General features: G+C 55.3%; 14 protein-coding genes and 1 other RNA gene. 10 read left to right on the top strand and 5 right to left on the bottom strand.

Features of this window, described 5'->3' with window-relative positions; all coding sequences use genetic code 11:
• Nucleotides 1-491: 491 nt before the first annotated feature.
• The 3 genes from rnpB to garL all read right to left on the bottom strand — a co-directional run bounded on the left by rnpB (nucleotide 492) and on the right by garL (nucleotide 2,609).
• An RNA gene (gene rnpB / locus GM298_RS07995) (RNase P RNA component class A) lies at nucleotides 492-868 on the bottom strand.
• A 59-nt stretch (nucleotides 869-927) separates the two neighbouring features.
• Nucleotides 928-1,818: a 2-hydroxy-3-oxopropionate reductase gene (gene garR / locus GM298_RS07990; protein ID WP_126801121.1), complete on the bottom strand. Its 891-nt coding sequence runs from the start codon at nucleotides 1,816-1,818 to the stop codon at nucleotides 928-930.
• A gap of 20 nt (nucleotides 1,819-1,838) precedes the next feature.
• Complete coding sequence (garL, locus tag GM298_RS07985; RefSeq protein WP_266153903.1) at nucleotides 1,839-2,609, bottom strand: 2-dehydro-3-deoxyglucarate aldolase; 771 nt, start codon at nucleotides 2,607-2,609, stop codon at nucleotides 1,839-1,841.
• 374 nt (nucleotides 2,610-2,983) lie between these two features.
• Between garL and garD the strand changes: the two genes are divergently transcribed.
• From garD to GM298_RS07945, 8 genes are all read left to right on the top strand, one after another.
• Complete coding sequence (garD, locus tag GM298_RS07980; RefSeq protein WP_025756742.1) at nucleotides 2,984-4,555, top strand: galactarate dehydratase; 1,572 nt, start codon at nucleotides 2,984-2,986, stop codon at nucleotides 4,553-4,555.
• Between the two features lie 176 nt (nucleotides 4,556-4,731).
• Nucleotides 4,732-5,586, top strand: a complete 855-nt coding sequence (locus GM298_RS07975; protein ID WP_266153902.1) for a tagatose bisphosphate family class II aldolase — start codon at nucleotides 4,732-4,734, stop codon at nucleotides 5,584-5,586.
• A gap of 20 nt (nucleotides 5,587-5,606) precedes the next feature.
• On the top strand, nucleotides 5,607-6,878 hold the full coding sequence (gene gatZ, locus GM298_RS07970) for a tagatose-bisphosphate aldolase subunit GatZ (RefSeq protein WP_045284772.1): 1,272 nt from the start codon (nucleotides 5,607-5,609) through the stop codon (nucleotides 6,876-6,878).
• A gap of 14 nt (nucleotides 6,879-6,892) precedes the next feature.
• On the top strand, nucleotides 6,893-7,360 hold the full coding sequence (gene gatA, locus GM298_RS07965) for a PTS galactitol transporter subunit IIA (RefSeq protein WP_025756739.1): 468 nt from the start codon (nucleotides 6,893-6,895) through the stop codon (nucleotides 7,358-7,360).
• 27 nt (nucleotides 7,361-7,387) lie between these two features.
• Nucleotides 7,388-7,672: a PTS galactitol transporter subunit IIB gene (gene gatB, locus GM298_RS07960; RefSeq protein ID WP_025756738.1), complete on the top strand. Its 285-nt coding sequence runs from the start codon at nucleotides 7,388-7,390 to the stop codon at nucleotides 7,670-7,672.
• A 4-nt stretch (nucleotides 7,673-7,676) separates the two neighbouring features.
• The gene (locus GM298_RS07955; protein ID WP_266153901.1) at nucleotides 7,677-9,050 is read left to right on the top strand and encodes a PTS galactitol transporter subunit IIC; all 1,374 of its coding nucleotides are present in this window, start codon (nucleotides 7,677-7,679) and stop codon (nucleotides 9,048-9,050) included.
• A 42-nt stretch (nucleotides 9,051-9,092) separates the two neighbouring features.
• The gene (gene gatD / locus GM298_RS07950) at nucleotides 9,093-10,136 is read left to right on the top strand and encodes a galactitol-1-phosphate 5-dehydrogenase (protein WP_266153900.1); all 1,044 of its coding nucleotides are present in this window, start codon (nucleotides 9,093-9,095) and stop codon (nucleotides 10,134-10,136) included.
• Between the two features lie 110 nt (nucleotides 10,137-10,246).
• Nucleotides 10,247-11,020: a DeoR/GlpR family DNA-binding transcription regulator gene (locus GM298_RS07945; RefSeq protein WP_262747587.1), complete on the top strand. Its 774-nt coding sequence runs from the start codon at nucleotides 10,247-10,249 to the stop codon at nucleotides 11,018-11,020.
• A gap of 13 nt (nucleotides 11,021-11,033) precedes the next feature.
• On the opposite strand, the gene GM298_RS07940 is transcribed toward GM298_RS07945, so the two are convergent.
• Both GM298_RS07940 and rsmI read right to left on the bottom strand, forming a co-directional pair.
• Entirely contained in the window at nucleotides 11,034-12,014 is a 981-nt protein-coding gene (locus GM298_RS07940; RefSeq protein WP_095450606.1) for a Fic family protein, read from the bottom strand.
• A gap of 5 nt (nucleotides 12,015-12,019) precedes the next feature.
• A complete protein-coding gene (gene rsmI / locus GM298_RS07935) occupies nucleotides 12,020-12,883 on the bottom strand; it encodes a 16S rRNA (cytidine(1402)-2'-O)-methyltransferase (RefSeq protein WP_045284768.1) in 864 nt (287 codons plus the stop codon).
• A 60-nt stretch (nucleotides 12,884-12,943) separates the two neighbouring features.
• Between rsmI and GM298_RS07930 the strand changes: the two genes are divergently transcribed.
• Together GM298_RS07930 and GM298_RS07925 are read left to right on the top strand one after the other, a co-directional pair.
• Nucleotides 12,944-15,115, top strand: coding sequence for a penicillin-binding protein activator (locus GM298_RS07930; protein WP_266153896.1), 2,172 nt, complete (start codon nucleotides 12,944-12,946; stop codon nucleotides 15,113-15,115).
• Nucleotides 15,073-15,468, top strand: coding sequence for a YraN family protein (locus GM298_RS07925; RefSeq protein WP_025756731.1), 396 nt, complete (start codon nucleotides 15,073-15,075; stop codon nucleotides 15,466-15,468). The genes GM298_RS07930 and GM298_RS07925 overlap by 43 nt, the downstream gene beginning before the upstream one ends.
• Nucleotides 15,469-15,486: the final 18 nt, after the last annotated feature.

Here is a 15,486-nt window from a genome sequence, read left to right as displayed (position 1 = left end):
GTAATAAATTTATTTTATGGCGATAACACGGATAAATTTTCCTGCATTAAAAAAAACAATAAAGACGATCTTTCAGGCAATTAAAGGACAATAAATAACCACTACTCTTTTGAAACATTCTTTTAATTTCTAAAAATTTTCAGGCGTGATTGGGCAGACTGGCATTAAAGAGTGGAATACGTCACACATTCATGGAGTGAATGTTTTTAATTTCAATATGTTTATATCATATGAGAAAAAAATCGAGATCATTAAGGTAACAATCATAACAAACTATCAATACCAAAAAATGACCACTTTTTAGCGTGAAATTTTGTGATGACGATCGTCTACAGAGGCGGGATGAATACTGACGGGGCAAAAACAGTGAAATGTGCTTAATGTCGCAAATATGAGAATTGATGTCGTTTGTACGGTTGCCGGGTGGCGCTGCGCTTACCCTACCTACACACCCTGAAAGCAAAAACCCCGCCGAAGCGGGGTTTTCTAAGAAGTGAAACTGACCGATAAGCCGGGTTCTGTCGTGGACAGTCATTCATCTAGGCCAGCAATCGCTCACTGGCTCAAGCAGCCTACCCGGGTTCAGTACGGGCCGTACCATGTGAACCCCTATTTGGCCTTGCTCCGGGTGGAGTTTACCGTGCCACGGACTGTTACCAGCCGCGCGGTGCGCTCTTACCGCACCCTTTCACCCTTACCTGATCCCGCTTGCGCGGGCCATCGGCGGTTTGCTCTCTGTTGCACTGGTCGTGGGTTTCCCCCCCAGGCGTTACCTGGCACCCTGCCCTATGGAGCCCGGACTTTCCTCCCCTCCGCCCGTCTCCCCCGAAGGGGACGACGACGAAGCGGCGACTGTCTGGTCAGCTTCGGCGCGCAGTATAGAGGGTTTGCGCGCCGCTGTCACCCTCAGGTGTGGGCAAGAGGCGATTAACGGGCGACTTCCACCTTCGCCAGCTTTTCGTAATAGCACGCGAGCGCGCTGTGATCGGCCGTGCCCAGGCCATCCGCGCGCAGCGCCTGCATCATCTCCATGACCGCCGCCGTCAACGGCAACTGGGCTCCCACGCCGTGAGAAGTATCCAGCGCGTTGGCCAGGTCTTTAATGTGCAGATCGATACGGAAGCCAGGTTTGAAATTTCGGTCCATCACCATCGGCGCTTTGGCATCCAGCACGGTACTGCCCGCCAGCCCACCGCGAATAGCCTGATAGACCAGGTCCGGGTTGACGCCCGCTTTGGTTGCCAGCGTCAGCGCTTCCGACATAGCGGCAATGTTCAGCGCCACAATCACCTGGTTTGCCAGCTTGGTCACATTACCCGCCCCGATGTCCCCCGTATGCACCACGGAGCCCGCCATCGCTTTCATCAGATCGTAGTATTTGTCGAAAACGGCTTTCTCACCGCCGACCATGACCGACAGCGTCCCGTCGATCGCTTTTGGTTCACCGCCGCTGACCGGCGCGTCCAGCATATCAACACCCTTTGCTTTTAACGCCTCGCTGATTTCACGGCTTGCCAGCGGCGCGATAGAGCTCATATCGATCAGCACCAGGCCCGGCTTCGCACCGTCGATAATTCCGTTCTCACCCAGCGCGACCTCTTTGACATGCGGTGAGTTTGGCAGCATGGTGATGATGACATCGCACTGCTCAGCAATGGCTTTGGCGGTGGTGGCCGTTTCTGCGCCAGCCGCCATAAGCTCAGCCACGGCCTGCGGATTGTGATCGGATACCACCAGTGAGTAACCTGCTTTGATGAGGTTCTTACTCATTGGTTTACCCATGATCCCCAGGCCAATAAAACCCACTTTCAGCGTCATAGTCTTTTCCTCAATGATGGTTATTTTTTAAAAGCGTCCGCTAATTTCTGCGTGGCCGAGCGGAATACGCCGAGGTCGCTGCCGACGGCAACAAACGTGGCTCCCCACTCCAGATAGCGGCGGGCATCCGCCTCAACCGGTGCCAGAATGCCGCTCGGTTTGCCGTGCGCGCTGGCGCGGGCAAAGATGTGCTGTATGGCACGCTGTACGTCCGGGTGACCGGCATTGCCCAGGTGTCCGAGCGCGGCCGCCAGATCGCCTGGGCCGACGAAGACACCGTCCACGCCGTGGGTGGCGGCAATCGCATCGACGTTATCAACACCCTGCTGGCTCTCGATCTGGACCAGGATGGTGATGTTGCTGTTGGACTGCACGAAGTAGTCCGGGACGGTGCCAAACATGTTGGCGCGGTGCGAAACGGAGACGCCGCGGATCCCTTCCGGCGGATAGCGTGTGGAGGCCACGGCCAGTGCTGCCTGCTCTGCCGTTTCCACAAACGGGATCAGGAAATTGTAGAAACCAATATCCAGCAGACGCTTAACGATCACCGGCTCATTGGTGGGTACGCGCACTACGGGGGCACTCGGGCTGCCTTTCAGCGCCATCAGTTGCGGAATAAAGGTGCTGATATCATTCGGCGCATGTTCGCCGTCCAGCACCAGCCAGTCGAACCCGGCCAATCCCAGCACTTCCGTGCTGATGGGATTTGCCAGCGCGGACCAGCAGCCAATCTGAATCTGGTGCGCCGCGAGGGCCGCTTTAAACTTATTCGGGAAGATATCGTTATTCATCGCGTTTACCTTTTTAATTCCGCAGCCTTGTTCAATATCATTTTATTTATTCAGACGCAGCGACAGGATGATATTTATTATTCTGACCTGGTTTGGCGTAATAAAATCGTCATTCAGTATAAGACGCTATTCATGTCCACACATTGTTTTAATGCTCAAGCATTGCGTTGCATTTTGATAATATTTTGAGCATATGCACAAAGCACTGGGCGCTGATGCACAGAATCAGGCATTACTGGTTCGCAAGCGATCGGGATCACATTTTCATATGCCATCTGCTGACATGCTTTATTTCTGAAAGCCGCGTATTAATTTCTACCATTAGAAAACTGGCTGAATTTATTATCAGACACTTTGCCGGAGAATAGTGAACAATGGCCGACATTGAAATTCGACACGCATCGCCGACGGCGTTCTATATAAAAGTGCACGACACCGATAATGTGGCGATTATTGTCAACGACAATGGCTTAAAAGCAGGAACCCGCTTCCCGGACGGACTGGAACTGATTGAGCATATTCCGCAGGGGCATAAAGTCGCCCTGGTGGATATTCCTGCTAACAGCGAAATCGTGCGTTACGGTGAAGTCATCGGCTATGCCGTGCGCTTCATTGCCAGGGGTAGCTGGGTTGAGGAGTCGCTGGTTGAGCTACCGGAAGCCCCGCCGCTGAATACGCTGCCCCTGGCAACCCGCGTGCCGGAGCCGCTTCCCCCGCTGGAAGGCTATACCTTCGAAGGCTATCGCAATACGGACGGCAGCGTCGGCACCAAAAACCTGCTCGGCATTACCACCAGCGTACACTGCGTGGCGGGCGTAGTGGATTACGTGGTGAAAATTATTGAACGCGATCTGCTGCCGAAATACCCGAACGTGGACGGCGTGGTCGGCCTGAACCACCTTTACGGCTGCGGCGTGGCGATTAACGCCCCGGCAGCCGTCGTGCCCATCCGCACCATTCACAATATCGCCCTGAACCCGAACTTTGGCGGCGAGGTGATGGTGATCGGCCTGGGATGTGAAAAGCTCCAGCCTGAGCGCCTGCTGCAGGGCACGGAAGATGTCAAAGCCATCCCGGCCGATGAGGCCAGCATTGTGCGCCTGCAGGACGAACGCCACGTCGGTTTCCGCTCAATGGTTGACGACATTCTGCAGGTCGCAGAGCGCCATCTGGACAAACTTAACCAACGCCAGCGCGAAACATGCCCGGCATCGGAACTGGTGGTGGGCACCCAGTGCGGCGGCAGCGATGCATTCTCCGGCGTGACGGCCAACCCGGCGGTGGGCTATGCGTCCGATCTGCTTGTTCGCTGCGGTGCCACGGTGATGTTCTCCGAGGTGACCGAAGTCCGTGACGCCATCCATCTGCTTACGCCGCGCGCCGTCAATGAAGAGGTGGGCAAACGCCTGCTTGAGGAGATGGCCTGGTACGATAACTATCTGGATATGGGCAAAACCGACCGCAGCGCTAACCCCTCTCCCGGCAACAAAAAAGGCGGTCTGGCAAACGTGGTGGAAAAAGCCCTTGGCTCGATCGCCAAATCCGGTCAGAGCGCGATTGCGGAAGTGCTTTCTCCCGGCCAGCGCCCGACGAAGCGCGGCCTGATCTACGCGGCAACGCCCGCCAGTGATTTCGTCTGTGGTACCCAGCAGGTTGCTTCCGGCATTACGGTGCAGGTCTTCACCACCGGGCGCGGTACGCCGTACGGCCTGATGGCGGTGCCGGTAATAAAAATGGCGACGCGCACCGAGCTGGCAAACCGCTGGTATGACTTAATGGATATCAACGCGGGCACCATCGCCACCGGGGAAGAGAGCATTGAAGAGGTGGGCTGGAAACTGTTCCACTTCATTCTGGACGTGGCGAGCGGGCGGAAGAAAACCTTCTCTGATCAATGGGGGCTGCATAACCAGCTGGCGGTGTTTAACCCGGCGCCTGTGACGTGAGTTTACTGTAAACCTCCTTTAGCATGGTTTCGGCCATGCTTTTTTTTGCTTTCGATCCTTTCGCATTCTTACCTTTCATTTCGGTTCTTTCGTTTTTAAGATACCAATCACAAAAAAACATTCCGAAACCATATATTGTCTTTCGCATACTCAAAACGAAAGGTTTCGGAGGAAAGATGTACATCATCTCGTCGAAAGCGATGCTGATAAAGGCACAGCGTGAAGGTTACGCGGTTCCGGCATTCAATATTCATAATCTCGAAACGCTGCAGGTGGTCGTCGAAACGGCCTCTGAGATGCGCTCTCCCCTGATCGTCGCGGGTACGCCCGGGACGTTTAGCTATGCCGGAACCGGGAGCGTGGTCGCCATCGCCAGCGATCTGGCCAAAACGTACAACCAGCCACTGGCGATCCACCTCGATCATCACGAAGATTTCGACGATATCGCGCTGAAAGTACAGAGCGGGATCCGCTCTGCAATGATCGACGGCTCTCATCATCCGTTCACTGAAAACGTGGCGCTGGTGAAGAGAGTAACGGACTACTGCCACCGCTACGACGTTAGCGTGGAGGCCGAACTTGGGCGTTTGGGGGGTCAGGAAGATGACCTGGTCGTCGACAGCAAAGATGCGCTTTACACCAATCCACAACAGGCGCATGAGTTTGTTGTACTCACGGGTATCGACTCGCTGGCTGTTGCCATCGGCACTGCGCACGGCCTGTACAAAGCCACGCCAAAACTCGATTTCGAGCGCCTGGCAGAGATCCGCAGTCAGGTTGATATCCCGCTGGTACTGCACGGTGCCTCAGGATTGTCGACAGAAGATATCCGTAAGGCAATCAGCCTCGGGATCTGCAAAGTTAATGTTGCCACAGAACTCAAAATCGCCTTCTCAAATGCGCTGAAAACCTATCTCGCTTCACATCCCGATGCCAGCGATCCGCGTCATTACATGGTACCTGCCAAAAGTGCCATGCAAGAGGTCGTACGCAAGGTGATTACCGATTGTGGTTGTGAAGGAAAACTCTAAAGTCCTGACCCGGAGGAAACGTGAAAGATATTATTGCCCGCCATAAGGCGGGAGAGCATCTCGGTATTTGTTCTGTCTGTTCAGCACACCCGCTGGTCATCGAAGCTGCACTGCGATTTGATGTGAACACCGCCAATAAAGTGCTGATTGAAGCCACCTCAAATCAGGTGAATCAGTTTGGTGGCTATACCGGGATGGAACCTGCTGATTTTCGCGATTTTGTGCTGAACATCGCCAGGGAGGTTGGCTTTCCACGCGAACGCCTGATTCTTGGTGGGGATCACCTGGGGCCTAACTGCTGGCAAAACGAACCGGCGGAAGCCGCGATGGAAAAATCCGTTGAGCTGATAAAAGCCTATGTGGCTGCCGGATTTACCAAGATCCATCTGGATGCATCCATGTCCTGCGCCGACGACCCCATTCCGCTAGCGCCAGTGGTGGTAGCACAGCGCGCTGCACGGTTGTGCAAAGCAGCAGAAGAGACGGCCACTGAGCAACAAAAAGCAGCTTTAACCTACGTCATTGGTACTGAAGTTCCCGTACCAGGCGGAGAAGCCAGCACGATTAACAGCGTGCATGTTACCCGTGTCGAAGATGCGGCACAGACGCTGGACACCCATCGCATAGCCTTTAGCGAACTGGGACTGGACGACGCCATGACGCGCGTGATTGCTATCGTGGTGCAACCGGGCGTGGAGTTCGATCATACCCAAATTATTCACTACCAGCCCCACGCGGCAGAGGCACTGTCCGGCTGGATCCGCCAGACACCGATGGTCTACGAGGCGCATTCGACCGACTACCAGACCCGACAGGCTTATCGTGCTCTGGTACGCGATCACTTCGCGATCCTGAAAGTTGGCCCTGCGCTCACCTTTGCCCTGCGTGAAGCCATCTTTGCCCTTGCGCAAATGGAGAAAGAACTTATCTGCCCTGAGCAGCGCAGCCACGTGCTGGAGGTAATCGACGAAGTGATGCTGAACGAGCCGGACTACTGGCAGAAGTACTACCGCCCGACCTGGAGTCAGGCGATGGTGGATATTCATTTCAGCCTCTCAGACCGCATTCGCTACTACTGGCCGCATCCGCGTATCCGTCAGGGTGTGGAGAAATTACTCGCCAACCTGAGTAACACCGCACTGCCACTGGGGCTGATCAGCCAGTTTATGCCCGTTCAGTTCGAACGTTTGTCGATGAATGAGATCGTTGCAACACCGCAAAATCTCATCATCGACAAAATACAGGATGTATTACGCGCCTATCGATTTGGCTGTACCCCTGAATTCGTCTGATGCCCGGAGAGTCTATGAGTCACATTTTTGTCCGTACCGGAATTGAGTTTGAAAACAGCCAGCTTGCGCTGGCACACATTGGCGAGGAGATGCTGGCGAAAGGTGTTGTGCATGCCACTTACCCGGCCGCACTGCTGGAAAGGGAGCTCAACTACCCCACCGGCATTACCCTCGAACGCCATGCAGTTGCGATCCCGCATTGTGAAGCGGTACACGCCAAAAGTCCTGCGATTTACCTGATTCGCCCGGACAAGCCGGTGAATTTTCAGCAGGCGGATGATGATGGAGAGGTCGCGGTTTCACTCATCATCGCGTTAATTGTTGAAAACCCTGCGGCGCAAATAAAACTGCTGCGCCGTCTTTTCAGCGAGCTACAAAACCCGGACACGCTGGACATGTTGCTGGCCACGCCAGCCGATCGCCTGGCCGAGCAATTCCGGGAGACTATCCTTGAGCCTGCCTCCTGTGCACAGGCTTCATAACATACTGATAATAAAAAGGAGTACCCTATGAAACGTAAAGTTATTGTTGCCTGTGGTGGTGCTGTAGCCACCTCAACCATGGCGGCTGAAGAGATCAAAGAACTGTGTGAAGCCCACCACATAACGCTGGATCTGGTTCAGTGTCGGGTGACCGAAATTGAAACCTATATGGACGGTGCAGACCTGATCTGCACCACGGCAAAAGTCGACAGATCGTTTGGTGACATTCCGGTGGTTCATGGGATGCCGTTTGTATCGGGCGTCGGTATCGAAGCCCTGCAACAAAAAATCCTCACTATCCTCGAGGGGTAAGATCATGTTTACCGAAATCATGCGGTATATCCTCGACCTCGGTCCCACCGTCATGCTGCCGATTGTCATCATTATCTTCTCGAAACTGCTGGGGATGAAACTGGGCGATTGCTTCAAGTCCGGCCTGCATATCGGCATCGGCTTCGTGGGAATTGGGTTGGTCATTGGCCTTATGCTCGACTCCATTGGCCCGGCAGCCAAAGCGATGGCGGAACAATTCCAGATTAACCTGCACGTGGTGGACATCGGCTGGCCAGGTTCTTCTCCCATGACCTGGGCCTCCCAAATCGCACTGGTGGCGATCCCGGTAGCTATTGGGGTCAATGTCATCATGCTGGTCACTCGTATGACCCGCGTAGTGAACGTGGATATCTGGAACATCTGGCACATGACCTTCACCGGCGCAATGCTGCACCTGGCTACTGGCTCTTACTGGCTGGGGATCCTTGGTGTGGTGGTTCACGCGGCCTTTGTCTACAAGCAGGGAGACTGGTTTGCCAAAGATACGCGAGACTTCTTCGGTCTGGAGGGAATTGCCATTCCTCACGGCTCGTCGGCGTATCTCGGTCCTGTCGCGGTGCTGGTCGATACGATTATCAACCACATTCCAGGTCTGAAGCAGATCCACTTTAGCGCCGACGATGTGCAGAAACGCTTTGGTCCGTTTGGCGAGCCCGTCACCGTCGGTTTTGTCATGGGGCTGGTCATCGGCATACTGGCAGGCTACGACGCAAAATCCGTTCTGCAACTGGCGGTGAAAACCGCCGCAGTGATGCTGCTGATGCCGCGTGTCATCAAGCCGATTATGGACGGCCTGACGCCGATTGCTAAACACGCCCGCAAACGCCTGCAGGCCAAATTTGGTGGTCAGGAGTTCTTAATTGGTCTTGATCCCGCGCTACTGCTGGGCCATACGTCAGTGGTCTCCGCCAGTCTCATTTTCATCCCGTTAACCATTCTAATTGCGGTGCTGGTACCGGGTAACCAGGTGCTGCCTTTCGGCGACCTTGCGACTATCGGCTTCTTCGTGGCAATGGCGGTCGCGGTTCACCAGGGTAATCTGTTCCGCACACTCATCTCCGGCGTCATCATCATGGGGATCACACTCTGGATCGCCACACAGACCATCGGTCTGCACACCCAGCTTGCACAGAATGCTGGTGCGTTAAAAGCAGGTGGGCTTGTGGCATCCATGGATCAGGGTGGTTCGCCGGTCACCTGGCTGCTCATCCAGCTCTTTACCTGGCAAAACGTGGTGGGATTCATCGTGATTGGCGCGATCTACTTCACTGGCGTACTGCTCACCTGGCGACGTGCCCGGGCGTTTACGGCGGCGGAGAAAAACGCCGAAAACCCGCAAAGCCAGACGGTATCTTAATATCCGGGGAGCCGTGCTCCCCTTCTTTTTCTGGAGTGAATCATGAAATCAGTGGTAATTCACGCTGAGGGCAGCGTGCGTGTTGAAGAACGCCCGGTCCCTCAGATTCAGGCAGCGGATGATGTTCTGGTGCGCATTGTTTGCTCAGGATTATGCGGCTCGGACATTCCGCGTATTTTTGCCAAAGGGGCGCACTACTACCCGATCACCCTGGGCCATGAATTTAGCGGACACGTCGAAGCCTGTGGTGCAGATGTAAAGGATCTCCAGGCAGGAGATGCAGTGGCCTGCATTCCACTCCTGCCCTGTTTTTCCTGTCCGGAGTGTGAAAAAGGCTACTACTCGCTGTGTAAACAGTACCAGTTTGTCGGCTCACGCAGAGACGGCGGCAATGCGGAATATATTGTCGTGAAGCGCGCGAACCTGTTCCGTCTGCCAGCAGAGATGGCGATCGAAGACGGGGCATTTATCGAGCCTGTCACCGTAGGACTGCACGCGTTCCACCTGGCTTCAGGATGCAAAGGTAAAAATGTCGTTATCGTCGGTGCCGGGACGATTGGTCTGTTGGCAATGCAGTGCGCGCTGGCGCTGGGGGCAAAGAGCGTAACTGCAATTGATATCAACGACGATAAGCTCGCCCTGGCGACCTCGCTGGGTGCAACTCAGGTGTTTAACAGCCGGGCCCTAAGCGTCGATGACATTCTCAACGCGCTGAGGGACAGCCGGTTTGATCAACTGGTGCTGGAGACTGCGGGAACCCCACAAACTGTCTCGCTTGCCATTGATATTGCCGGTCCTCACGCTCAGATTGCACTGGTCGGTACATTACATCATGACCTGAATTTACCTGTTGCAACCTTCGGCAAGATCCTGCGTAAGGAACTGACGCTTCTGGGTAGTTGGATGAACTACTCAGCACCGTGGCCTGGGGAAGAGTGGGAAACGGCGGTCCGCCTGCTCACGGGGAAAAAACTGCAACTGGAGCCACTCATTGCCCATATCGGCGACAGTGAGAGCTTCGCTCAGGCCGTGCAGGCTCTGAACGGCGCACCGATGCAGGGCAAAATTATGCTGCGTTTCGCCTGATGCCTCGAGCCAGCAACCAGAGCTGGCTCACATTTACTTTCGAATATTGCCTTACACCTTTCGCATACCTTCGATTAGAATAGGGACAGTTAATTATCAGGCAATTCAATATGAACTCATTTGAGCGAAGGAACAAAATCGTTGACCTCGTCAACGCTCAGGGCAGCGTGATGGTGCAGGATCTTTCGAATAGGTTTGGTATTTCGGAAGTGACCATTCGAACCGATCTGCGCCTGCTGGAAGAAAAGGGGCTGGTCACCCGCTTTCATGGCGGAGCCGCCAGACCCGGCAGTAACCTGTCGGAAAGCGAAAATCAGGAAGTCGTTCTGGAAGACCGCTATCAACTGGCAAGCGATCCGAAAAAGCGTATCGCGCAGGCAGCGGTGGCCATGATTGAAGAAGGGATGACGATCATCCTGGACAGCGGGAGCACCACGATGCTCATCGCCGAAGCACTGACTAAAAAAAGCAATATCACTGTCATCACCAACAGCCTGCCCGCCGCGTTTGCCCTTTCGGAAAATAAAGATATTACGTTGGTGGTCTGTGGCGGTACGGTGCGCCATAAAACGCATTCGATGCATGGCACCATTGCAGAGCGTTCGCTTGCAGGTATCAGCGCGGATTTGATGTTTGTTGGGGCTGACGGTATTGATGCGACAAACGGCATCACCACTTTCAATGAAGGCTACTCGATCAGCAGCGTGATGGCCGCGGCCGCACATAAGGTGATTGCCGTCCTGGATGCCAGCAAGTTTAATCGCCGCGGGTTTAACCAGGTGCTGCCGATGGAGAAGATTGACTGCGTCATTACGGATGAAGGGATCGGAAAGCACGATAAAGAACTGCTGAGCAAAGCGGGTACGGAGGTCATTACGGTATAGCTTACGACGCAGGTCAGCGCATGACCTGCCAGCTTCCCCCTTTCCTTGCCCCCAGGCGTTTTAATTTCCCCTTCGTTTGCAAAGCGTGGAGGTATCGTTCCACTGTGCGCGAAGTGACGCCAAACATGGATGCTAACATCGCCGCGGAAAGCTGCGGTTGAACGGCAAGAAGCTCAAGGATAGCATTTTCCTTTTCCGACAATTCTTCCGACATTTTTTCCGACATTACGGAAGAAGCGCCTATGCCTTCCCGCAAAGCTTCGGCCATATTTTGCAGCATAAACTCCACGAATGCCGTGCAATCACTGGTCCGATCGCATTGTCCCAGAATCTGGTAATAGCGCGTTTGCTGGAAGTGAATGAGAGTCTCAACGGGCAACCATGCAAGTTCTGCACGCCACTGGCTTAAGATCAACGTTTGCCACAGCCGCCCCATGCGGCCATTTCCATCTGAAAAAGGGTGGATGAATTCAAACTCGTAATGAAATACCGAGCTGGCAATCAGCGGGTGAAGATCGGTTTGCTTAAGCCAGGCAAGCAGATCGCCAATAAGGCGGTTCATCTGCGAGGCTGGCGGAGCCATGTGGACTAACTGGTTCCCACGGTATACCCCAACACCCCCATTCCTGAGCTTCCCAGGATGATCGACCAGACCAGTCATTAATAACCGATGTGCGCTGAGTAAGTCTTTAAGCTTCCAGGGCTTCCATTCGGGCAATTTCTCATAAGCAAGAATCGCGTTACGCACTTCCTGAATATCTTTTTCAGGTGCCAGCACGCGCTTACCCTCCATGATTGCCGTCACTTGCCCGGTCGTCAGAGAGTTATGCTCAATGGCCAGAGAAGCCTGAATTGTGCGGATTCGGTTCTCTTTACGCAGTAGCGGAGAGGTTCTTCCTGAATGTGCCGCCCAATGCCCTAATAGCTCACCAATCTCAACAACCTGATTGAGAATCGATGGTGTGATAGTAAAAGGAGGCTGATAGCGGCTCATCTGGCTTACTCCCCCTGCTGCTCCAGCGCATACTTATAGAGCGCATTCTTTTTCACGCCGTGGATCTCCGCCGCCAGTGCCGCCGCTTTCTTCAGCGGCAGTTCTGCCTGCAGCAGCGCCAGCGTGCGCAACGCGTCGGCAGGGAGCGCATCCTCCTGCGCTTTATGCCCTTCGACAATCAGCACCATCTCACCCTTGCGGCGGTTCTCGTCTTCCTTCACCCACGCCAGCAGTTCGCCCACCGGCGCGCCGTGAATGGTCTCCCATGTTTTGGTCAGCTCGCGCGCCAGCACCACGTAGCGACCTTCGCCCCAGACGGTCACCATGTCTTCCAGGCTCTCCAGCAGACGATGCGTGGATTCGTAGAAAATCAGGGTACGCGGTTCCGCTTCCAGATCCTTCAGCACGTCACGACGGCCTTTGGATTTGGCAGGCAGGAAGCCCTCATAGCAGAAACGGTCGGACGGCAGACCCGCGGCGCTCAGCGCCGCAATGGCAGCGCACGGCCCCGGCAGCGGCACAACGCGAATACCGGCTTCACGACAGGTACGCACCAGGTGATAGCCAGGGTCGTTAATCAGCGGCGTACCGGCGTCGGAGACGAGGGCAATGTTCTGCCCCTCCTTCAGCTTCGCCACCAGCGTTTCGGCTTTTTGTTGCTCATTGTGATCGTGCAGGGCAAACAAACGGGCGTTAATCGCGAAATGTTGAAGCAGTAAACCGGTGTGTCGGGTATCTTCAGCGGCAATTAAATCAACAGTTTGCAATACGGTCAGCGCACGTTGGGTAATATCAGATAAATTCCCGATAGGAGTAGGTACAATATAAAGCTGGCCTTGAGAATTATCTGCCGTTTCGTGTTGTTTCATTGTTTCGTCCGTATTGCCGTTTTAATATTGAGCATTGCGTAAAAAATCACTGGATACAGTATGGTACCGTTAACGTTTCTTCGAAAAAAAGCCACGCGCAGCGTGCCGCTTCTGCTGGCAGCCCTGATCTTTGCAGGCTGTGGCACTCAGGCACCTGACCAGAGCACAGCCCATCTTCAGGGGTCTGCTCAGGCTGATTCTGGCTTTTATCTGCAACAAATGTCGCAGAGTTCAAATGATACCAGGATCAACTGGCAATTACTCGCCATTCGTGCACTGCTGAAAGAGGGGAAAACCCAGCAGGCCGCCGAGCTGTTCAACCAGTTGCCGAACGATCTTAACGACACCCAGCGCCGTGAGCAGAGCCTGCTCTCCGCCGAGCTGAAAGTCGCACTGAAAGATTACGCCGCCGCGAAGAAGGTCCTCGGCGACATCGACGTGAGCGCGCTGGATAAAAATCAGCAGGCCCGTTTCTGGCAGACGGGCATTACCGCTGAACAGGGACGCACTTCCCTGACGCTGCTGCGTGCGCTGATTGCCCAGGAGCCGCTGCTTGGCGGTGCGGATAAGCAGAAAAATATCGATGCCACCTGGCAGGCGCTTGCCTCGATGACCCAGGAACAGGCTCAGGCGCTGGTCATCAACGCGGATGAAAACGTGCTACAGGGCTGGCTGGATCTGCAGCAGATGTGGTTTAACAACCGCAGCGATCCAAAAATGCTGAAAGCCGGTATTACCGACTGGCAGACCCGCTACCCGCAGAACCCGGGCGCGAAAATGCTGCCCACTCAGTTGGTTAACGTGCAGAACTTTAAGCCTGCCTCCACCAGCAAAATCGCCCTGCTTCTGCCGTTAAACGGCCAGGCGGCGGTATTTGGCCGCACCATTCAGCAGGGCTTTGAAGCGGCGAAGAACGGTACCACACCCGTGACCGGCAGCGCGGTGCCCGCCCAGGCGGCACAGGCGGCGAACGTGAGCGACGTTGTCAGCCCTTCCGCCGCAGAGACCAGCGACCTGACCACAGCGCAAACCCCGGCGCAGGGCACGATGCAAAACCCGGTGACGGCCCCGACGACGCCTCCAGCCGCGACGCCAGAGCCAGCCACGCCGGATCAGGCGCCGGCAGAGACACAAGCCGCGCCGACCACGGCGCCCGCGACAGCGGAACAGCCGCAGGCGCAGACCACTCAGCCCACCACTCAGCCCACTGCTCAACCTGCCGCTCAGCCGCAGGCCGTGGCAACCGCCAGCGCTAACCCTGGCGCTGAGCTGAAAATCTATGACACCAGCTCGCAACCGCTTGATCAGGTTCTGGCGCAGGTTCAACAGGACGGTGCCAGCATCGTTGTCGGCCCGCTGCTGAAAAATAACGTGGAAGAGCTGATGAAGAGCAACACCACGCTGAACGTGCTGGCGCTCAACCAGCCTGAGCAGGTGCAGAACCGGGCCAATATTTGCTACTTCGCTCTCTCACCGGAAGATGAAGCCCGCGACGCGGCGCGTCATATTCACGAGCAGGGCAAACAGGCTCCACTGCTGCTCATCCCACGCAGCACGCTGGGCGATCGCGTGGCCAATGCCTTTGCCGATGAGTGGCAGAAGCTGGGTGGCGGCGTGGTGCTGCAGCAGAAATTCGGTTCCGTCTCTGAACTGCGCGCGGGCGTAAACGGCGGAGCAGGCATTGCGCTTAACGGTAGCCCGGTCACCGCGAGCCTGCCGCAGCAGCAGGGGGTGACCATTGGCGGTCTGACGATCCCTGCCCCACCAACTGACGCGCAGATTAGCGGCAGCGGTAAAGTGGATGCAGCCTATATCGTTGCCACGCCACAGGAGATCGCCTTTATCAAACCGATGATCGCGATGCGTAACGGCAGCCAGAGTGGCGCAACGCTCTATGCCAGCTCCCGCAGCGCGCAGGGCACCGCAGGTCCGGATTTCCGCCTGGAGATGGACGGTCTGCAGTACAGCGAAATCCCGATGCTGGCTGGCAGCAACCCGGCGCTGATGCAGCAGGCGCTGGGCGCGGTGCGTAACGACTACTCGCTGGCGCGTCTGTATGCGATGGGTGTCGATGCCTGGGCGCTGGCGAACCACTTTACCCAGATGCGTCAGGTACCGGGCTTTGAGCTTAACGGCAACACCGGCGATCTGACCGCGACTCAGGACTGCGTGATCAACAGGAAGTTATCATGGCTCAAATACCAGCAGGGGCAAATCGTCCCGGCCAGTTAAGCCGTAAAGAGACCGGCGACGCATGGGAATTAAAGGCCCGTCGCTGGCTTGAAGGCAAAGGACTGCGCTTTATCGCCGCTAACGTTCGCGGACGTGGCGGCGAAATCGATCTGATCATGAAAGAGGGTCAGGTGATTGTGTTTGTCGAAGTCCGCTTTCGACAGTCCTCCCGTTTTGGCGGTGCTGCCGCCAGCGTGACGCTCGCCAAACAACATAAATTATTACAGACTGCCCACTTGTGGCTTGCCCGCCATAATGGGAGTTTTGATACTGTGGATTGCCGGTTCGATGTGATAGCCTTCACCGGAAATGAGATCGAATGGCTTAAAAACGCTTTTGGCGAAGACGCATAATTAAGATTTAAAAGGGAT

Source organism: Enterobacter sp. HSTU-ASh6 (genome assembly GCF_026319105.1).
In the GTDB taxonomy this organism is placed as follows: Bacteria; Pseudomonadota; Gammaproteobacteria; order Enterobacterales; family Enterobacteriaceae; genus Enterobacter; species Enterobacter sichuanensis.
Note: the sequence above shows the minus strand (reverse complement) of the source record. Positions and strands in the feature narration are given on the sequence as shown.